General features: G+C 59.7%; 18 protein-coding genes and 1 pseudogene. 7 read left to right on the top strand and 12 right to left on the bottom strand.

Going from position 1 to position 20,303, the window contains the following annotated elements; genetic code table 11:
- Positions 1-12: 12 nt before the first annotated feature.
- Entirely contained in the window at positions 13-1,533 is a 1,521-nt protein-coding gene (locus ACSQ3F_RS23550; RefSeq protein ID WP_436102638.1) for a malonate--CoA ligase, read from the bottom strand.
- A gap of 23 nt (positions 1,534-1,556) precedes the next feature.
- Complete coding sequence (locus ACSQ3F_RS23545; RefSeq protein ID WP_436102637.1) at positions 1,557-2,951, bottom strand: malonyl-CoA decarboxylase; 1,395 nt, start codon at positions 2,949-2,951, stop codon at positions 1,557-1,559.
- A gap of 196 nt (positions 2,952-3,147) precedes the next feature.
- Here ACSQ3F_RS23545 and ACSQ3F_RS23540 point away from each other — a divergent pair, with 196 nt between their 5' ends.
- Positions 3,148-3,798 (top strand): GntR family transcriptional regulator, encoded by a 651-nt coding sequence (locus tag ACSQ3F_RS23540; protein WP_436102841.1) that lies wholly within the window; start codon positions 3,148-3,150, stop codon positions 3,796-3,798.
- 93 nt (positions 3,799-3,891) lie between these two features.
- On the opposite strand, the gene ACSQ3F_RS23535 is transcribed toward ACSQ3F_RS23540, so the two are convergent.
- From ACSQ3F_RS23535 to ACSQ3F_RS23525, 3 genes are all read right to left on the bottom strand, one after another.
- A complete protein-coding gene (locus ACSQ3F_RS23535) occupies positions 3,892-4,173 on the bottom strand; it encodes a hypothetical protein (RefSeq protein WP_436102636.1) in 282 nt (93 codons plus the stop codon).
- Between the two features lie 171 nt (positions 4,174-4,344).
- Positions 4,345-4,638 (bottom strand): type II toxin-antitoxin system RelE/ParE family toxin, encoded by a 294-nt coding sequence (locus ACSQ3F_RS23530; protein ID WP_436102635.1) that lies wholly within the window; start codon positions 4,636-4,638, stop codon positions 4,345-4,347.
- A 2-nt stretch (positions 4,639-4,640) separates the two neighbouring features.
- Complete coding sequence (locus ACSQ3F_RS23525) at positions 4,641-4,892, bottom strand: type II toxin-antitoxin system ParD family antitoxin (RefSeq protein ID WP_436102634.1); 252 nt, start codon at positions 4,890-4,892, stop codon at positions 4,641-4,643.
- Between the two features lie 951 nt (positions 4,893-5,843).
- Between ACSQ3F_RS23525 and ACSQ3F_RS23520 the strand changes: the two genes are divergently transcribed.
- The 4 genes from ACSQ3F_RS23520 (at position 5,844) to ACSQ3F_RS23505 (ending at position 11,551) form a co-directional block, all read left to right on the top strand.
- Positions 5,844-7,715 (top strand): PBP1A family penicillin-binding protein, encoded by a 1,872-nt coding sequence (locus ACSQ3F_RS23520; RefSeq protein ID WP_436102840.1) that lies wholly within the window; start codon positions 5,844-5,846, stop codon positions 7,713-7,715.
- A 500-nt stretch (positions 7,716-8,215) separates the two neighbouring features.
- Positions 8,216-8,653, top strand: a complete 438-nt coding sequence (locus ACSQ3F_RS23515; protein ID WP_436102633.1) for a CHRD domain-containing protein — start codon at positions 8,216-8,218, stop codon at positions 8,651-8,653.
- A gap of 641 nt (positions 8,654-9,294) precedes the next feature.
- Positions 9,295-11,334, top strand: a complete 2,040-nt coding sequence (locus ACSQ3F_RS23510; RefSeq protein ID WP_436102632.1) for a methyl-accepting chemotaxis protein — start codon at positions 9,295-9,297, stop codon at positions 11,332-11,334.
- Positions 11,335-11,365: 31 nt separating this feature from the next.
- Positions 11,366-11,551, top strand: a complete 186-nt coding sequence (locus ACSQ3F_RS23505; protein WP_436102631.1) for a hypothetical protein — start codon at positions 11,366-11,368, stop codon at positions 11,549-11,551.
- Between the two features lie 24 nt (positions 11,552-11,575).
- Here ACSQ3F_RS23505 and ACSQ3F_RS23500 read toward each other — a convergent pair whose 3' ends face one another.
- Positions 11,576-11,920, bottom strand: coding sequence for a hypothetical protein (locus ACSQ3F_RS23500; RefSeq protein ID WP_436102630.1), 345 nt, complete (start codon positions 11,918-11,920; stop codon positions 11,576-11,578).
- A gap of 238 nt (positions 11,921-12,158) precedes the next feature.
- On the opposite strand from ACSQ3F_RS23500, the gene ACSQ3F_RS23495 reads away from it, so the two are divergent.
- Positions 12,159-12,851 carry a glycosyltransferase gene (locus ACSQ3F_RS23495; protein ID WP_436102629.1) on the top strand — a complete coding sequence of 231 codons (693 nt, stop codon included), beginning with the start codon at positions 12,159-12,161 and terminating at the stop codon, positions 12,849-12,851.
- 27 nt (positions 12,852-12,878) lie between these two features.
- Positions 12,879-13,086: pseudogene (locus tag ACSQ3F_RS23490) on the top strand (IS6 family transposase); the annotation flags it as partial.
- A 311-nt stretch (positions 13,087-13,397) separates the two neighbouring features.
- Here the strand turns inward: ACSQ3F_RS23490 and ACSQ3F_RS23485 are convergent.
- The 6 genes from ACSQ3F_RS23485 to ACSQ3F_RS23460 form a co-directional block, all read right to left on the bottom strand.
- Complete coding sequence (locus tag ACSQ3F_RS23485; RefSeq protein ID WP_436102628.1) at positions 13,398-15,032, bottom strand: NTP transferase domain-containing protein; 1,635 nt, start codon at positions 15,030-15,032, stop codon at positions 13,398-13,400.
- On the bottom strand, positions 15,029-15,736 hold the full coding sequence (locus tag ACSQ3F_RS23480) for an XdhC family protein (RefSeq protein WP_436102627.1): 708 nt from the start codon (positions 15,734-15,736) through the stop codon (positions 15,029-15,031). The genes ACSQ3F_RS23485 and ACSQ3F_RS23480 overlap by 4 nt, the downstream gene beginning before the upstream one ends.
- Complete coding sequence (locus ACSQ3F_RS23475) at positions 15,736-16,101, bottom strand: XdhC family protein (RefSeq protein WP_436102626.1); 366 nt, start codon at positions 16,099-16,101, stop codon at positions 15,736-15,738. Before ACSQ3F_RS23475 ends, ACSQ3F_RS23480 begins: the two co-directional genes overlap by 1 nt.
- Before the next feature lie 336 nt (positions 16,102-16,437).
- Positions 16,438-18,657, bottom strand: a complete 2,220-nt coding sequence (locus tag ACSQ3F_RS23470; protein ID WP_436102625.1) for a molybdopterin cofactor-binding domain-containing protein — start codon at positions 18,655-18,657, stop codon at positions 16,438-16,440.
- A gap of 3 nt (positions 18,658-18,660) precedes the next feature.
- Positions 18,661-19,119 carry a (2Fe-2S)-binding protein gene (locus ACSQ3F_RS23465; RefSeq protein WP_436102624.1) on the bottom strand — a complete coding sequence of 153 codons (459 nt, stop codon included), beginning with the start codon at positions 19,117-19,119 and terminating at the stop codon, positions 18,661-18,663.
- 223 nt (positions 19,120-19,342) lie between these two features.
- Positions 19,343-20,299, bottom strand: coding sequence for an AraC family transcriptional regulator N-terminal domain-containing protein (locus ACSQ3F_RS23460; RefSeq protein WP_436102623.1), 957 nt, complete (start codon positions 20,297-20,299; stop codon positions 19,343-19,345).
- Positions 20,300-20,303: the final 4 nt, after the last annotated feature.

Raw genomic sequence — 20,303 nt, 5'->3', positions numbered from 1 at the left:
ACGTGGCACCTCCTAAGAGGCGTGCAGGTAGAGGCCGCTGTATTGGTCGCGAAGTAAGTTCTTCTGCACCTTGCCCATCGTGTTGCGTGGAAGCTCCTCGGCGAAGATGACCCGTTTCGGTTGCTTGTAACGCGCAAGCCGGTTGCGCAGCGCTGCGAGCACGGCCTTTTCGTCGAGCGTGGCGCCGGACTTGAGGACCACGATCGCCGTTACCCCCTCGCCGAAGTCCGGATGCGCGACGCCGATGACTGCGCTCTCTACCACGCCGTCGAGTTGGTCGATCTCGCTCTCGACCTCCTTCGGATAGATGTTGTAGCCGCCGGAAATCACCAGATCCTTGCCGCGGCCGACGATGTGGACGTAGCCCGCGGTATCGATCTTGCCCAGGTCGCCGCTGATGAAATAGCCGTCCTTGGTGAACTCCGCGGCCGTCTTTTCCGGCATGCGCCAATAGCCTTTAAAAACATTTGGCCCTTTCATCTCGATCATACCGGTTTCGTCGGGTCCGAGCGTCTCGCCCGTAACCGGATCGGTGACCCTCACCGCCACGCCTGGCAGCGGGATGCCAACCGTCCCCGGCTTTCGCTCGCCGTTATAAGGGTTGGATGTATTCATGTTGGTTTCGGTCATGCCGTAGCGTTCCAGGATAGCGTGACCGGTACGCTGCTCGAACGCGACGTGCGTTTCGGCGAGCAGCGGCGCAGAGCCCGAAATGAAGAGCCGCATATTGGCGACCGCATTCCGGTTAAGACCCTCGTGCTGAAGCAGTCGTACGTAGAAGGTCGGGACGCCCATCATCAGCGTCGCTCTCGGCATCAGAGAAAGGATTTCGTCCGGCTCGAACTTTGGCAGCAGAAACATCGAGGCACCAGCGATGAGCGTCACATTGGTCGCCACGAAGAGCCCATGCGTGTGAAAGATCGGCAGCGCGTGGATCAGCCGGTCGGTTGTAGTCACATGCCAGCAATCGCGCAAAGCCATCGCATTGGATAGCAGGTTGTCGTGCGTCAGCATCGCGCCTTTTGACCGGCCCGTTGTTCCAGACGTGTACAGGATGGCGGCAAGATCATCCGGAGCGCGGGCCGCATCGATGAAATCCGCGGGCTCATCCCTGGCCAACGCCATCAACGATCCGGCACCGTCAGCATCCAGCGTTTCGACAAGCGCGCCGTAACGGTTTACGACCGTTTCGACCGCAGCTCGAGCCTTGGAGGAGACGACGACGAGCCGCGGTTCGGCGTCGTCGATAAAGTAGTCAAGTTCGGCGAGCGTATAGGCGGTGTTCAGCGGCAGATAGACAGCCCCGCAACGCACGCACGCGAGATAGAGCATCAGCGCCAGGGGGCTCTTGTCCACCTGGACCGCTACGCGGTCGCCAGGGCGGACACCAAGCACGTCGATCGCGCTGGCGATCTGTCCAGAGAGTCGCAGCACATCCCCATAGGTCCAGCGCTGGCCATCAACTGTCTCGATGAAAGTGGCGTCGCCGGATTTTGCGGATGCTCGAATAGCGTCGAACAGGTGATTACTCATTGAACTCCTCCCAACTGCGCTGATCACGCTTTCTGCATTTCGTTTCGGCGTCGGCGGGCTGAGCCGCTGAGACCCCTTTCGGCCGGCCCGGTCTCGGTCAGTCGCTTCACCTCCAGCGAAGCTGCGACCTCGCCGTGTTGCGCCAAGGCTTCGTGGTTCGCCTCGATGTCGTCGAGCTTGTAGAGATAGTTGACCATCAGGCCGTGGGACTGCCGCAATGCCTTGGCGGAGCGATCGGCGAGGAAGTTCAGCCGTTCGAGGCGAGCGCCGTTGCCCAAATGAAAACGGGCCACAGGATCGACCGGCCGTCCGCCGTCGGCACGTTCCTTGACGAAATAGCGCGCGGCGAGCGGGACGAGCACTCCTTCGACTGCCTGCGCCTTCCGCGGATCATCCGCCCAGCTCGGATCATCCAGCAGGTCGAGCGTCTTGAGGGCCTCATCATCGAGGCGAGCATCGGTCGCCTTGCGCAGCCTTGCGAGCCAGCCGGCGAAACCCGGCACCGGTGACAGGGTAACGAAAGTCTTCAAGCCGGGCAGGTCGCGGCGCAAATCCTCGACGACTTGCTTGATGAGAAAATTCCCGAACGAGATGCCGCGCAATCCGTCCTGGCAGTTGGAAATCGAATAGAAGACGGCGGTGGTGGCGTCCTGAGCGGTGATTGGAGAACGGTTCTCGTCAAGCACATCCGCAATGGCGAAGGGGATCGTCGTGGTCAATGCGACTTCGACGAAGATCAGCGGATCGTCCGCTAGACGCGGGTGGAAAAACGCAAAGCACCTTCGGTCGGATGGAGCCAGTCTTCGTCGCAGTTCCTCCCAGCCGGCGATCTCATGAACAGCCTCGTATCTGATAATCCTCTCCAGGATATCGGCTGGCGTCGACCAGTCGATCGGACGCAGGGTTAGGAAACCGCGATTGAACCAAGAGCCGAACAAGTGGGCGAAGTCGGCATCGACGGCGCGGAACTGTTCCGTCGCCTCCTTCATGGCCAGCAGGCGCTCGCGCATCTCCACCAATTTCGCCGTGCCTCCAGGGGCCAGGTTGAGCCTGCGCACCAGTTCCTGGCGGCGCGGCTCGGCGGCTTGATGCAGTTCGATGAGGGCATCCGAACCCCCGTCGCTGCGATAGCGTTCGATGGCCTTGTCCAGCTTGGCGTGGTCAGGGCCGAACTGCTCATACAGCATACGCACGAAGACTTGCTGACCGGTCGCGTCAAGATGGGTCCAGCGGTGAAGGATCTCGGCGGCTAGTGCCATGCCCGAAGCTTCGCCCCTGCTCGACAGCAACATGTCGCAGAGGGTTTCGATATTTGTCTCGGCCTGGACCGGCTCACTGCGCGCTCCTGTGGCGAGAAGCCTGCGGCCGCGATCAGTGATGCTTTGCACCATATCACTGAAGAACGAGATGCCTGCCATGTCAGATTCCTCCTGGCAAAGTCATAATCGGCGCAGGCAGTGCGCTCCCGCACATTCCTGACACGCGCTGGCGTTCGGATGTGTCCGCCCAATTGTGTGCGACTAGCCTATTGTGGTATCGTTCTTAATCATTCTTGTGCGCAATGTCAACGTTCTTGCATACAAGAATAAGAATTATGCATTGAAAGGCACGAAAATGTCGGAGAATGTTGTTCAACGACTGCGAGACGAGATCGAAAACGGGATAATCTCGAACGACTTCGCCCCTGGCGAACGGCTGGACGAGGTGCAATTGGCCACACGTTTCGGCGTGTCGAGAACGCCGGTGCGCGAGGCGCTGATGCAGTTGAATGCGATTGGGTTGGTGGAAATCCGGCCGCGCCGCGGTGCTATTGTGGTCGATCCGGGACCGCACCGCGTTTTTGAAATGTTCGAGGTGATGGCGGAGCTCGAGGGCATGGCCGGTTCGCTGGCCGCGCGGCGCCTCACCGATGCCGATCGTGCCGCCATTCTGGCAGCGCACGCGGATTGTGATCGTTCGTCTTCGGCAGGTAACAGCGACACCTACTATTATGACAACGAACGCTTCCACAAGGCCATCTATACCGCCAGCCACAGCGGCTTCCTCGGCGAGCAGTGTGTTGCCCTGCATCGCCGTCTACAGCCTTACAGGCGTCTCCAACTTCGCGTGCGCAACCGCGTCACGACGTCGTTCGCCGAGCATGGCGCGATCGTGGAAGCAATTCTCGCCGGCGACGCGGAAGGCGCGCGCACGCTCCTGCGCCAGCACGTGAGCATTCAGGGCGAACGCTTCGGCGATCTCGTGGCAACACTGGCGAGCCGGTAGCGGGTCGGCATTGCAAGAAGACGGAAGACGACGACGATGACCACAGTCCGAGGCAGCTGTTCAAGTTTTCTGAGGCCGTCCGAGCGGATCGGTTTATGATCGAGGCGATTTCATACGCAGTTTTTCCCGCTGCGCACCATTGATGATCTCCCGCTCCCGCCACGTGATGTTCAAGGACTCCAGTTGACGGGTGGTGGTTTCATCCCGCCGGCCAGGCGTTGAGGAGGAAGTACGGGTCGATCCGTACAGGCCGGTGGAACTGAACCATTCTTGGACGGTTTCGCAGACGGTAGCTTTTGCGTCGGCCAGGCTGTCGGCGCTTTGGAGCGCCACAGAAATCTTTGCCATTGCACCGCCATGGTGATCAATCGCCAAGAGACTTCTCCATCGTGGCAACGAATATAGGGAAGCTGCTGCTGACCGACTGCGCAAATGACAATTGGGCCACTACTATCTCCCGGGTCAACCGGTTTGATCATCACTGGCTGCTGGGCCGATAGGCGCTTTTCGGCCGTGGGGCAGCGCTATGATCGTAGTGCAGACTACCTAGGAAGCGTCGCCCGTCCAATCTTCGTGTCCGTGCCGCACACGGACAATGAAGATATCGCCGTCATCGTCGATGCGATAAACGACCAAATGAGCCTTGAAGGGATGAATGTGCATCGGCGGCGATAGCTCACGACGCTCGCGCGCCATACGAGGATTGGCAGCGATCAGATCAAAGACGGCAAAGAGTTCGTCGTGATACTTTCGCGCCTGCGCAGGGCCGAATAGGCGCACGCCGTCCTCGGCAATGCCGATAATATCCTCTTCCGCTTGAAGGGATAGGCGAAAGCCCATTCTCAGCGGCCGCGCGGGGTGTCAGCTTTCGCCTGGGCCGCCGCAAAAAGCTCGTCCTTGGACCGATTGCCCACACCGCTCTTCAGACCTTCATCGACAAAGCGCTGCATCGCCGCAACCTTGTCAGTACGCTCTTGATCTTTGCGGATCAGGTCGCGCACATAATCGCTCGCATTGGCGTAGCGCCCCGTTTTGGTTTGCGCCTCAACCCAGTCTTTCATGGCATCGGGCAGGGATACATTCATTGTCGCCATGTCGGCCTCCACATATAACAATTATGGCATAGATTGGCAAAGCTTGTCAAAGTGAGAGCTGCCTTAGGCTGGAAACGATGGGTGAGGTGTACATCGATCCGCCCGGCAAAGCACAAAGGCGCCGCCGGCCGTCGAGAGGTCCGCCTGGTCGATCAGTCCTTCCCCAGAAACGGCGGGGCAGGAGCGCCTCTGCCGCGGCCCGGTCGCAACCGTAATGGATGATCGGACGCGCGCCTTCCTTTGCCAGGCGTTTGACAATGGTAGCGCCGATGACATGAACTGGGCGGCCGCTGTTGGCGCGTGCACGGTCAGCCTAGCGATTTGACGATGTTCCGCTGCGACAGCGGCCTGACCGTTTGAGAGCCGGGGCGAAACAAATACGAAAGAAGAGCGTATCGGAAAACAGTCTTTGCCGAACCGCATGCCTTTCCCTACCTTGCGCCGAGCACTAGATTGTGAGGGGCACACAAGCGCGGCAACAGTGTCGAGACGGCGGACGAACCAAAGCGAAAAGGCGGTCGCGAATTGCGTGAAGCCAGGAAGACGGACAACAGACAAACAAATGCTGGCGGCGACAAAACGTCGCCGCGCGCAAGCGCCGGGGCAAATGAGCAAACAACCAATGCAGTCATCCACTCCTCTGCGGCAGAGAACGGACCCCCAATCTTTGAACGAAGCAGGCATGCTGCTCTGGAACTCGCCTTTGCTCTGCGCCACGACCTGAGGACGCTATGGCGGCGTATCAAGGCTTGGCTTCTGCAAGCGCTTGCAACTCGCAACGAACAATCACGCAACCGCACGCCCTCGCAGTCGGGTGCGAAACTTGCAGCGGGCCGCCTTGCCGTCCACTTCGAAAGGGCGTGGTCTGGGTTATCTGTGGCACTCGGCAAATTGACGTCTAGGCGGCCCTCAAAATGGGTGAGATGGCGCTCCTGGGGCGCTATTTTCGCCCTGGCTTCGCTAAGCGTTGCTCTGGTTTTAGCCAGCATTCTATTCTGGGCCCTGAAGGACGTCCCTTGGCGGGAGATTGCCGATGGATCGCTGAAACCAACCATCGTGCTTGAAACAGCGGACGGGCAGCCATTGGTGCGGCAGGGTCCGTTCCAGGGACCGCGCGCCAGTTATGAACAATTTCCGCCGCACCTCGTGGATGCAGTCCTCTCGATCGAGGATCGGCGCTTTCTGGATCACTATGGGATAGATCTGCGGGGGATATCACGCGCATTGGTCCGGAATTTCCAGGCGGGTGAGGTCGTGCAAGGCGGCAGCACGATCACCCAGCAACTGATCAAGGTCCTCTATCTGGAAAGTGACCGGACACTGAAGCGCAAGATACAGGAGTTGGTCATCGCGTTCTGGCTGGAGTGGAACCTCGGCAAGCAGGAGATCCTCACCCGGTACCTAAATTCGGTCTATCTTGGCGCTGGCGCCACGGGCATGCCAGCTGCTGCGCGTATCTATTTTAACAAGGATATCGATGCGCTTGACATCAGGGAGTCGGCCATGCTGGCGGGTCTGTTGAAGGCGCCGAGCCAGCTAAACCCGATTGATAATTTCGATGGCGCCCGACAAAGAACGACAACCGTCCTGAACGCGATGGTCGAAAATGGCAAACTGACGCCGGATGAGGCCAAGGCCGCGAAAGCCGAGTTCGCCGCGCTCCATGTGACCACCCCAACACCTCGTTCGGGCAGTTGGTTTGCGGATTGGGTCTCAGGACAAGCGCGTGAGATCGCGGGCGCCTCCCCCGGATCGATAACGGTACGTACGACACTCATGCCCCGTCTCCAACAGGCCGCGGAAGAGATAATCAGCCGAGCCATTGATGAAGAGGGCGCGTCGCGCGGGGTATCGCAGGCCGCATTGGTGGCTATGACGCCCGACGGAGCCGTTGTCGCAATGGTGGGCGGACGCGACTATAAAGCCAGCCAATTCAACCGGGCCGTCGCGGCTATGCGTCAGCCAGGTTCGACATTCAAGCTGTTCGTATATTACGCAGCCTTGAAGCAGGGTTTTACCCTTGCTGATCGGATTGACGATGTCCCTATCGAGATCGACGGCTGGTCGCCGGAAAATTCAGGCGGCAGCTATCGTGGCCCTGTCACACTCGCCGAAGCCTTTGCTCGTTCCCTCAACGCCGCCACCGTTGCGCTTGCACAAGTGGTCGGAATAGAGAATGTCGCAGCCGCAGCCAGCGAACTCGGCATCGACGCGCCGCTGACCAAAGGTCCAGCGCTTGCGCTGGGCGCGTCCGAGGTCAATCTGCTTGACCTGACAGGGGCCTATGCTTCGGTCCGCGCCGGAAATTCCCCCGTCGAGCCTTGGGGCGTCATCGATTTTCAGGCCGAGGCACAGGCGCGTGCTTTCCGCATCGGACCGCAGATCAAACCTTCGGTCGACATTTCGGCTTACCAGCAAGATCTCGTCACGCTGCTCCAGCTCGTCGTGGAACGCGGCACGGGGCGCGCTGCTTCACCCGGCGACTTTGCAGCGGGGAAGACAGGCACGAGCCAGAACAACAGGGATGCCTGGTTTGTCGGTTTTACGGAGCCTCTGGTGGCAGGCGTTTGGGTCGGCAACGACGACGGCACACCGATGAGGGGCGTCACGGGCGGCGACCTCCCCGCTCGCATATGGCGTGAATTCATGCAAGCCGCCATGGCTGAGCCGAGTCCCGGCCCTGGGCCTGAAAGCTTGGAAGGCGAAACGCAGGCTGCGGCATCCTGTAATATTCGGGCCTGCGCACGAGCTTATCGCTCCTTCCGCCTCTCGGATTGTTCCTATCAGCCCTACCGCGGCGATCGCCGAATTTGCGAAAAATAATACGCGCGACAATGCCTAAAATGCCCCGTTGCCGGTAGCTCAGCACGTCTGGATAAGCTTAGTTGACACCTGATGGCTGAGGACGGGGCGACAATGGCAGTCGATAATAACGACGAATCTCTCTCGATCTCCGCCCGGACATCACGGCCGCGCTCGAAAGGATCCTGGGACGAGGTCAGGGCGCTCGTCTGGGCGACCTTTGGAAGCGTCCGAGTCTCTCGGCTCGCGATCGAGTGGAGATACCCGATCCGCGAGGCTCGGCTGTGTCCTTTGAGGCGTTGTCGCGCCGCCACCGAAATGCGGCCGGAGCGCAAGTCCCGGCTGTCGCACTGACACGGCATCGAGGATGCGCTCATGGCTCTGACCTCATTGGGACAGATACGCCCAGCGTTTGGCAACCACTGGTCACCAGCGGAGCGCGCCCTATCTCCACGCCAATATTTCTGCTGGCGGAGAATGATTCAGCAAATGGACCAGCAACAAATCGGGAGGAATGAGCCATGCAATTGAGAGCTTTGAAGGTCGGGACCGGTGCCATCGCGCTTGTGAGTTTTCTCTCTGCGGGAACAACCGGGTTCGCGGAGGAGATGAAGTTCAAGGCCGAGCTCAAGGGAAGCGAGGAGGTGCCGCCAGTCCAGACCAGCGCGACCGGTACGGCAGACATAACCTACGATTCCGGAAGCAAAAATCTCTCCTGGACCGTCGAGCATTCCGGATTGAGTGACGATGTGACGGCGGCCCATTTCCACGGCCCGGCCCCGGTCGGCGAGAATGCGCCGCCTGTCGTTCCGATCGATGTCTCGGCACTGGCGAAGGGTTCCGCTACGCTGGACGACGCCCAAGCTGCGGATCTTGCGGGAGGACGCTGGTATCTTAACCTGCACACTGCCGCTAACCCAGATGGGGAAATCCGCGGTCAGGTGACGAAGGCTGAGTAGAGCTCTCACGCGATGTGCCAGCGATCGCCGTTGGAAAATGGCGGGGGTTGCTCCCTTCCACGGGAGAGACGTTGCGAAGATCTAAACCGGAAGCTTGAACGGCAAGCAACGATTGCCACCCGTCCGGACTCGTTCGCCACGTCTTTACCGGTTCAATACATGACGCCTGTTCGTTCATTCTTGTCCTCGGCCGGGTAAGTGCGAACTAAGTACGGCCATGGTTCCCAATCAAACATGAGAATCGTAAATATCTAACTGAAAGCAACGCGTTGTAATATTAACGATTCCTCAATACTGGTTGTGCATCATTCTTATGAGAACCCCCACGTGTACAGCTTATCACTACAAACATTGTGTAACGAAGACCGAATACGCGCTTACGTTTTCAACGACTTAAAAAAAATATCTGCTTGTATTACATCCTGAGGTAGATCGACAGACTTCTTGCCTCGCCCGCACATGACACCTGCAACACTTGTCGCCGGTCTGCGGCGGGACTGCCAATCCAGCGGTGCATTTGTCATGCCAATCGCGGCGCTCCATCGCCTTCCGGCGGAATGACTCGGCCGGACAGTTTTCAAAAATCCCGGATACCCGAAGCCATGACGACTTCCTGTACCTAGTCACAGAGGAAAGCCGCTATGACGTTACCCTCGATTTTTTCCCGCATCAGCGCAAAACTCGCATTCATGTCCGGTCTTGGCATTTTCATGGTGGTCGCCATGCTTGTTACCGGATGGCAGACGAACCGAATGGTCACCGATAGCTCCAACCTGGAAAGACAGCAATTGATCATTTCCCGCGATCTCGTCGACGCAAAGGCGTCCGTGCGGGGAATGCAGATCGGCGTCCGCGATCTGCGCTTGGCGCGCACCGCAGACGATGCGGCCAAGGCGGCCACCTACCTGCGAGAACGCCATCACTCGTTGATCAAATATCTCGATAGAGCGACGTCGGCGCTGACAATTCAGGTCAACCGCGACCGAGTCCAAACAATCAAGACTTTGGCCGAGGGCTATTTCGCCACAGCCGGTGAACTTGCGAAAGTGATCGAAACCAAGCTGGGCGCGGCGAACGATTCACGTCTCAGCGATAAGGAAGAGAATCTTCGGTCATCGCTGCTGGAAACCGCTGGAAAAATGACGAAAACGCTGGACGAAGGCGTTGAGGTCGCGAAGGGTCGTGCTGACCACGCAAGCAGTGATATGGACGCCGCGCAGAGCCTGGCGCAAATGCTGAACCTCGTGGTTGGCGCCTTGGTTGTCGTTACGCTCGCCGCGTCAGCCGTGTTCGGAGCGAGAGGCATCGCACGCCCGATCGGCAGGCTGACTGACAGCATGAGCGTTCTCGCGAGCGGTAATCTCGACACCGATGTCCCATTCGGCGCGCGCCACGACGAAATCGGCGAGATGGCCCGCGCCGTCGAGGTATTCAAGCAGAACGGCATTAAGGTCCGCGAGATGAATGCGCAGGAAGCAGCGCTACAAGCAAAGAGCGCTGATCTGCAGTCGAGCATTGGCAAGGTGGTCTCGGCGGCGGTCGCCGGCGACTTCACCCAGCGCATCGACAGGGATTATGACAACGCCGACCTCAACCGCTTTGCCGCACAGGTCAACGAGCTGGTGTCTTCGGTCGACAGGGGCATCGCCGAAACCCGCCGGGTGGTGTCGGCGCTGGCCGAGGGAGATCTGACAGAAAGCATGCGCGGCGAGTTCCACGGCGCCTTCGGCGAACTCAAGGAAAATGTCAACGTGACGATGGCCAACCTGCGGTCGGTGCTCGGCGAGGTCCGAACCGCCATCGACACGATCAACGGCGGCGCCGGCGAGATGCGGACGGCCTCCGGCGATCTGTCGAAGCGCACCGAACAGCAGGCGGCGTCGCTGGAGGAGACATCCTCGGCGCTAGAAGAGATCACCGTCGCGGTCAAAAGCTCCACCGAGCGGGCAACGGAAGCCAGCCACATGGTCGATGAGGCGCGCCGCAGCACCGAGCAGTCGAGCGCTGTGGTCAAGGATGCGGTCTCGGCGATGGGGCGGATCGAGCAGGCCTCCGGCGAGATCGGCCAGATCATCAACGTCATCGACGAGATCGCCTTCCAGACCAACCTTTTGGCGCTGAACGCCGGCGTCGAAGCGGCTCGAGCCGGTGATGCCGGCAAGGGTTTTGCCGTCGTCGCCCAGGAAGTGCGCGAACTCGCTCAGCGTTCGGCGGGAGCCGCCAAGGACATCAAGGCGCTGATCTCGCGCTCAAGCGGCGAGGTTCAGTCCGGCGTCAAGCTGGTGACGGCGACCGGCGAGGCGCTCACCCTGATCCAGGGCCACGTGGTCAAGATCAACGAGCATGTGCATTCGATCGCCACCGCCGCCAAGGAACAGTCGACCGGTCTGTCGGAAGTCAGCACCGCCGTCAACGAGATGGACCAGGTGACGCAGCAGAACGCGGCGATGGTCGAGGAATCGACCGCAGCGACCAACCGGCTGGCCGAGGAGGCTTCCAGCCTCGCCCGGCTGATCACCCGTTTCAGGCTCGACGGCGCCGCGTCGGCTCCGCGTGCCATCGGCCACGGCAGCCGTCACGTCACGTCCCCGGCCCGGGCGCTTGGTCAGAAACTGGCCGGCGCCTTTGGCAGCGGTAGAGCCGCAACCGTAGCCGCAGTCAAGGAATGGGAGGATTTTTGATGAAGGCCGCGGGTCACGGCGGTAGCCTGCCGTGACCGCCATGCTGGAAATCATCGCCTTGGGCCCCACTCGCTTCGGCGACCGGCTGTCGGCTGACGAATTCAGTCAGCACCGCCAGCACGAAGAATGCTGTGCCGCCACCCAATGCCAGCCAGCCGAGCCAAGGGTGCAGAAGGAAGATTTGCTACGAAAAAGATCGGTGCCCAAGGAGCTTTGAGGATTGGAAATATCCCAGATCCCGTCAGAAAGTTACCGAATTGCTCCAGATCACGGAGGGCTCGACCGCCACCCCACCCCGCGTTCCCGCCGCCTGTTCGATCGAGGTAGAGAGCAGCACTGGCGACAGGCGTCTGTTCATCCAGATCCCGGCCGCGATCAGCAGCTGGGAGCGCACGGTTTCCAATATCGCCAGGGCCAGGGATGCCACAACGGCCATGACTGTCAGTGCCGTGAAAGTTTCCAGGCTGTGGCTCGACAACACGCGGTTGTAGACCTGCAGCGTGTAGAGAGCGGCCGTCAGCATAAGGACATTGATTGCCGCGCTGAAGGCCACGAGCGGCCAGGCGGCACGCCGAAGTTCGGCCATCACCGCCTCGTCCGTCCGCCATATTTGCGTCGGGTGAAGTCAGTCCAGGGCATTGCGGTTTCCATCGAATCCTGAGCAAATCCGACGGAATCACAACTCCACCCAACTCTTTTTCAGTCAGGCTCTAAATACGCCTGATCCGGAGACAGCCACCTGGCGGCGCAAGGCCGGCAGCCCCTTACGGTCCGAAGACGGGTAAGGTTATCGACATGAACCTAGTGCAAAGGAACATACGCCTATGAGCGATCGTCTAAAAATTTATGTCGGTTACGATAGTCGCGAAGACATTGCTTGGCAGGTCTGCCGTCATTCGCTCCTGCGCCATAGCGGCCCGGACGTAGAAATCTATCCGCTGAAGCAAGCGGCACTGCGAGAACTCGGCCTTTATACGCGCGGCACAGACAATGCCACGACAGAATTTTCGATCACGCGCTTCCTGACCCCCTATCTCGGTGCCCATGACGGCTGGACGATCTTTGTTGATTGCGATTTCCTCTTTACCCGCGATGTGCGTGATGTTCTGAAACATGCCGGCCGTGACAAGGCTGCGTTTGTGGTCCAACACGACTACACGCCTGCCAATGCGGTCAAGATGGACGGCAAACAGCAAACCATCTATCCGCGTAAGAACTGGTCATCTTTCATCCTGTTTAACAATGCCCATCCAGATGTGAAAGCTCTCACTCCGGAAGTCGTGAATTCCGCGGCGCCTGCCTTCCTTCATCGTTTTCAGTGGGTTTCGCATGATAATCTGATTGGCGCATTGCCGCTTGAATGGAACTTTCTCGAGGGGGAATATCCGCGTCGTGACGAAGCGCCTGCTGCGATACATTACACCAATGGCGGCCCGTGGTTTAAAGACTGGCAGAACGTTGACTACGCCGATCTATGGACCGCTGAGCGCGACCTGTATCAGGCTTCTGCAAACTAATAAAAGGATGGACTTCGCCCGGCTGGCGAAGAACTGCTGCTCGAACGGGGCATCATAGTCTCGGAGACGATCCGCCGATGGGCCACGAAATCCAGCGCCGGCTATGCTCGCCGGCTGCGCCGCAAAAGGCCATCGCAATGATGTCTGGCATCTCGATGACGTCGTCGTCTCGATCGGCGGCAGAGGCACTGGCATTGGCGAGCCGTCGATCAAGACGGCTGCGCGCGCGACGAAGTCGCCCAGACGTGGTGCAAAAACCGCCGGATTCAAGGCCGTCGACCGCGCGCTCGTGTCCGAATAACCGGTGCTATTCCCAGCCGAGAATTAGAATGGTCTCGCACGTTATATAATTTAGATTATAATAATCACTATCCAAGCCGACGCCATGCCTCTCTAGCCTTCACCTTGCTGGTCGAAGCTCTCCGGCACAGCGCCTGGACCAACTGGGGAGCCCTCACGCTATCTGTAGGACACGTGCCGCGCGCGCTCATAGATCATCGATACACGGCGATGCCGTTCGTTACCTCTGACTTCAGCCCCCAAGACCTAATTTCTTAACACACCGCCTGCCGCAATCACCGCTTCGGGCGTGTCGACGTCGAGGTGGGCCGCGTCACCTATCTCGACGTCGATAATTGGGGCGCCCGCTGTCTCAATGATATGCCGCGCGCCGATGTCGCCTTCGAGACGCAGAATGGCTGCCTTGAGTGAGCGTGGCAGAATAACCGGATTGCCACGCTTGCCACGAGAGACAGCACGGACGATGGCGCGCGCGCCCGATTCATGAAACGCAGCGATCAAAATATTGAGATCTTCAGTCGAAACGCCCGGCATATCGGCAATCATGATCAAGATTCCATCGGCGTGCCGAACAGCACCGACCGAAATGCCGGTGATGAGGGAGCTTGCCATGCCGGACGCATAGTTCGGATTCTCTATGGTGCTAACCGACAATCCCGACAGCACCTGCTCAATCTCGGCTCGGCGGTGTCCTGTGACGACCGTCACGGAAAGCGCATTGCTTTCCAGTGCTGTTTGAGCCGAACGCCGCACAAGCGGCAATCCGTCGAACTCCGCCAAAAGCTTTTGGGAACCGCCCTCGCCCATGCGGCTTGAACGACCCGCCGCAAGCACGACGATCGCAACCGATGCGGTCGTACTTGGCATATCCGGGCCATCGCGCAAATGGGGCCGCATGTTTATCTCCGTCAGTAGCCCTCCCACACCCATACCAGCCAGATCGTGAGCGTCGGGCATCTCGCCAGCGACGATCCGGTCCAGAACCCAGTCGAAGCCGTTTTCCTTCGGACTGCGCGCGCAGCCAGGCGCACCGATGACGTAAGCCTGGCCAACGCGGCCGAGGACCAGGAGGTTGCCGGGGTCAACAGGCATTCCAACAGCCACCACTTCCCCCCCTACCGCGCGGATTGCTTCTGGAATGACGTCGGCTATGTCAGCGACGGCCGAGGCGCCAAAAATGATGACGAGCTTGGGAGCTTCATCCGGTGCCGAGATCACGTCTTGCAACGACCTGGAAAGAGCCAAGCATTCATGCGCCACCCGCTGCTCGCGCACAATACCGTTTCCGGAAACAGCAAGCCTCCGTTCGAGGACGCGTTTCGTCTTGTCCATGACTGAGACTTTAAGGGACGGCAGTTCGGTTGATATAAGCGAAACCGAAAATTTGGAAAACGGTTTGATCCCGAAGACCGGGGCTGCACGAAGTGCGCTGCAGGCTGCTTCAATGGCTAATCCTGGCACAGCAAGCGGGATGATCTTGATGGTCCCAACCATGTCTCCGGCACTCACCGTCGTATGATCGGCAAGGCAGGCAAGCGTGATCGCGGAATCAATGCGGTTAACACGATCGACGACTGCCTTGTCGACGACAAAAAGGCCGGGGCTGGTCGCATAAACGTTGACGCGTCCGGTGGTCGCCTGGGAGAAGCGAAGATGGCGGGGGGCGATGGTTTGCGACAACCGGCGTGCTGCCTCATTCTCGCTCAGGTCGCCGCCCTCTATCATCACAGCAACCACCCGGTCGACGCCGGCAGCCTTGAGGTGTGAAATATCGCCCGCGGTTACCGCATGACCTTTGGAAAGCGTGCCCTCCGGCAACTTGACCGAATGGGCAAGTACCAGCCCCTGCGCCTCCTCGACCGGATACGTACCGAATTTCATGAAATGCTCTTCGTTGGTGAGGAGAGGTCGCGAAGGCGCAGGGACTGGACGACTTCAGCAAGAATAGCCACGGCAATTTCAGCCGGGCTCGCAGCTCCGATGCTGAGGCCTATCGGCGCCCGAACTCTCGAAACGTCATCCTTGCTCAAGCCATCTGCCTGCAGGCGTTCGATACGCGACGCATGGGTCTTGCGGCTGCCGAGTGCACCGACATAGAAACAGCCGGAACGGATCGCATTGGCGATTGGGAAATCGTCTATCTTCGGATCGTGTGTTAGGGCAACGAGCGCAGTTTGTGCATCAAGCGGCCGTTCCTTGAGCACATCCGCCGGCCAATCCGCAGCCAGTTCGATGCCGGGAAAGCGCTCGGGCGTGGCAAAAGCTGTCCGCGGATCAACGATCCTGACATTGAAACCGGCGAGCAGAGCCATTTGAGCGAGTGCCTGACTTATATGAACCGCACCAATGATGACCATATGCGGCGGCGGCAATTGCACATTCAGAAACAGGCTCTCCCCATCCACTTCAACGAGCCGGGACCGACCTGAGCGGAAGCTCTGCGAAACCGCTACAGCCAATGCACCACCTAGATCTTCGTCTTCGGTGATCACGCGCTCCGTGCCTCGCTCAAGGTTCTTGACGAGCACCACGGAAATTCGAGATCGGCGGGCGAGGTTCAGGCGCGTCAGATTGGCCGATTCCATCAGTCGAGCCTTTCGACATGGACGCTGATGCGGCCGCCACAGGAAAGTCCAGTGCGCCACGCGGTCTCGTCCGAAACGCCAAACTCCAGAATCTTTGCGTTACCGTCACTGATGATGTCGATCGCTTCGGCGATCACGGCGCCTTCAACGCATCCTCCCGAAACGGAGCCTTCAAAATTACCGTCACGGTCGATGACCAGGTGACTTCCTACCGGTCGCGGCGCCGACCCCCATGTTTCGATCACGGTCGCAATCGCAACCTCGCGGCCGCCCTTTTTCCAGATTTCTGCCGTCACAAGCGGATCAGAAGTCTCGGATGGTATTAGCGTTTCATGCGCCGTGCTGATCTCTGGTTCCACTTTCATCTGTATATCTCCTTCAAACCTCGAAGACCACGCGAGGCCGCACGTCGCGAGCCCGGATGAAACAAGAAGCTGGCCCGATAGGGGACCCGAAGCGAACCTTCGGCTCCCTTGCGGCGTGAAGGCAGACTATTTCGGGGCATGGCGGACGAGTGCGCACGCGTCTTGATCAAAATGGTGAACCGCGGCTTGACGAATTGTGCATCGAATTGGCCGGCCGGCCTTTCGGTCCATCCCTCAGCGGCAATCTGTTCTCGATGACCGAGCACGGCCCCGCCGGCTGCCGGCGTATTTCCGTAAGAACAGCATCCCCGGCCGTGCCCGGCCGGGGATGTTTTGTCAGGCGTTGAGCGACTTGGCGAAGGGCATGACCCGGATCCGTTTGCCGAGAGCCTTGTAGATGGCATTGGCAACGGCCGGTCCGATCGGCGGAACGCCGGGTTCGCCGATACCCGAAGGCGGGTTTGCAGAGGCCAGGATGTGCACCTCCACGGCTGGCATCGCGTCGATCCGGAGCGGCGTGTACAAATCGAAGTTGCCTTGATCGATCTTGCCCTCGGACAAGGTGATTTCCTCACCCAGTATGGCGCCCAGACCGAAGCCTATGCCGCCCTCTACCTGGGCTCGGACCTGGTCCGGATTGATCGCCAACCCGCAATCGACGGCTGCGACAACCCGCTCGACCTTGATGTTGCCGCTGCCATCGGCTGAAACCTCAGCAATCTGCGCCACCACCGAACCAAAGCTTTCCGCAACGGAAACACCCCGGAAGCGGCCCGCCGGCAAGGGCTTTGTCCATTCGGCCTTTTCCGCCGCGAGCTTGAGGATGATCGCGTGGCGCGATTGCGGCTCGAGCATCGACAAGCGGAACTCGACCGGATCGTGCCCTGCCGCCTCGGCGACTTCGTCCAGGAAAACTTCTGCGGCAAAAGCGGTATGCGTCGAACCTACCGATCGCCACCACAAGACCGGAACGCCGACCTCCGTTGTCGTCAGACCGACCCTCTGGTTGGGAATGGCATAAGGCAAATTGTTCGCCCCTTCCACAGATGTCGGATCGACGCCGTTCTGGACCATGCCGTCAAACATGGTCTTCGAAACAATGGATTGACCGACTACATGATTGCTCCAGGCAACGAGCTTGCCGTCACCGTCTATCCCGGCCTTCATGTTGTGCACATAGGCTGGCCGATAGCGGCCGGCGCGCATATCGTCCTCGCGCGTCCATTGCACCTTCACAGGCGCCCGGAATCCGAGCGCCTTGGCAATGTGCACGGCCTCGACGATCACATCGCCGTCGAATACCGCACGTCGGCCGAAACTGCCTCCTGTTTTCATGACATGCAGATGCACCTTGTCGGGCGTAATACCCGCGATCTGGCTGGCAAGCGTCTGGTACACATCGGGGAACTGATGTCCGCCCCATACTTCCAGCGTTCCGTCCTCATTGCTGCGCGCGACAGCGTTCAGCGGCTCCATCGCGGCGTGCGCCAGATAGGGAAACTCGAAGCTTGCCTCGATGACCTTGGCGGCGGACGCAAAGGCGGCGTCGACGTCACCATCCTTGCGCGCAATGGCTGCCGGAGCCTTGCGCGCTATGTCGTGATACATCGCCATCAAGTCAGGAGTACCGCGCCTTTCGGCACCGGTCTCATCCCATTCCACCGTGACCGCATCGCGGGCCTTGATCGCGGCCCACATGTGCTCGGCAACAACGGCAACGCCACGCGGCGTCTCGACGACATCGACGACCCCCTTCATGGAACGGGCCGCCGCGGCATCGAAGGACTTAACCTTGGCGCCGAACATCGGCGGATGAATCATCACCGCTGTTAGCATGCCCGGAAGCTTGACGTCGATCGTGTACTGTTCAGTCCCGTTGGTCTTGCGGGCACTGTCGAAGCGCTTCAGCTTGGCATTGCCGATGAGTTTCCAGTCGCCCGGTTGTTTGAGCGTCACTTCGCTCGGCACCGGCATTGTCGCCGCCTTGGCTGCAAACATTCCGAACCCGCCACTCTTTCCGGACGGATGCGCCAGAATACCGTTTTCGATCGTGATTTCAGTTGATTGGACACCCCAATCGGACGCCGCTGCGGCAACCAGCATGGCGCGCGCGCCAGCGCCGGCCTTGCGGTAGCGCTCCCATGAGGAGACCATGGAGGTGGAGCCCCCCGTTCCCTGAATGGCGCCGCCGAAGGCGATGTTGCCGTAGGCCTGCACATTGCCGGCAACACCCTTCACGTCGATCGTCGACCAGTCCGCGTCGAGCTCTTCCGCCACGAGTGTCGCCAGGCCGTTATAGGATCCCTGCCCCATTTCGAACTGGGAGGAAAGCACGGTGACCTTGCCATCGCCGCCGATCGTCAGATAGGGGGTAAAGGCATGCGAGCCGCTCTCATCTGCTGCCGTCTCACTGGCGGCCGCGGGCGACGCCGCCAGGATGCGGTAGCCGATTGCGACACCGGTGCCGACAGAAAGCGCCCCAAGTAGGAATTGCCGCCGGGACGCCTGCACCTGTGCGGCGGGACGAGCGAGAGATTGCATCAGTTTCGGGATCATGGCTCAGGCCTCCAGACGCTTGGCAGCTTCGTGAATCCCGGCGCGGATTCGGTGATAGGTGGCGCAACGACAGAGATTGCCGGCCATCGCTGCGTCGATGTCGTCGTCGGTTGGCTTGGGGTTGTTTGTAAGCAGATCGGCAGCCGACATGATCTGGCCAGACTGGCAGTAACCGCATTGCGGGACATCAAGATCAGCCCAAACGGTCTGTACAGTTTCCGCAACCTTACCCGTCAGCCCCTCAATGGTCGTGACCTTCGCTCCGTCGATATCGCCGACGAAAGTCTGGCAGGACCGCACGGGGGCACCATCGACATGGACGGTGCAGGCACCACATTGTGCCATACCGCAACCGAATTTGGTGCCGGTCAGGCCGACGAGGTCGCGGATCACCCACAGAAGCGGCATATCGGCCTCGGCTTCGACTTGATGCTCGGTGCCGTTGATCGTTAGAGTCACCATCGTGTTCTCCTTGCGTTGTGGGGCGCGATGCCAGAGATCGACCCGGGATACGCCGGATCACGCACTGCTGCCGTTTGCCAGTCTTGCGCGACTGTAGAGCACGACCGGGATGCGTGGTAGGTTCGATCCTGTCTGATTATTGCCCATTCCTGTCGTCTCCGCGAACATACGACCATCAAAGACCTGCTCGGACAGTCGTCACCTTGCGTCCAGCATTCTGTTGCTAACCGACTGAGCCGCGCCCTGCCGAAGGGTCGGAATCCAGAATAGCCCTTATGTCACGTAGCGGGGGGTGACCGAACTTGCGCCGATACTCCCGACTGAACTGCGTAGGACTCTCATACCCTACCCTGAGCGCGGCAGTTGTCGCATCAAGCGCCCCGGAAAGCATTAGCTCTCGCGCATGATGCAACCGCAGATGCTTCTGGAATTGGAGCGGACTCATGGCAGTCATCGCGCGGAAATGATGGTGGAGCGTGGAGACGCCCATGTTCGCCATATCAGCCAACTCTTCGACGCGCAGCGGCAAGGTGTAGTTCTCCTTGAGCCAGGCAACCGCCTTTGCCACGCGGTTGCTGTTGGTGCCTGCAAGCGCAAAACGCCGCAGTCGCGCGCCCTGCTCGCCCGAGAGCAGCCGATAGAGAATTTCTGTGTGAATATGATTGGCAAGAAATGCGACATCCTTCGGCGAATTTGCAAGCAAAATCAGCCGCAAGAAAGCATCGAACAATTCCGGCGTGGCCGCACCGATCGCGACGCCGCGATCAGGATCGGGCATCTCCGCCGGCTGTATATCGAATTCGGCAATCAGGCGCCGCAGTTTCTCAAGGTCAAGCCGCAACATAGCTGCGACATAGGGCTCCGCTTCGCTCACCGCACAAATCTGGCCGGTCATGGGCAGACCAACGGCGGTCAGAAAGAAGCATGATTCATCGTAGACGAGCGTTTTGTCGCCGACATTGACCCGCTTGCTGCCTTTGATGATCAGCGAGACACTGGGTTCGTACACACTGGAAAAGGGGCCAGCAGACTCGACAATCCGGTAGAGCGAAAGTCCTGGAATCGAATGCTTGAAGCTGACACCGTCCCATGACAATTGCGAAAGCGCGTCGAGAATGCGTGCCCGAATTATTTCGGTCTGCGCACTCAACTCCTCGCGCCGCGGCAGGTTTTCGTCCATTGGA

This window comes from Pararhizobium sp. LjRoot238 (assembly GCF_964252955.1).
Taxonomy (GTDB): domain Bacteria; phylum Pseudomonadota; class Alphaproteobacteria; order Rhizobiales; family Rhizobiaceae; genus Pararhizobium.
The sequence above is the reverse complement of the archived record's forward strand: the minus strand, read 5'-3'. Positions and strand labels throughout refer to the sequence as shown.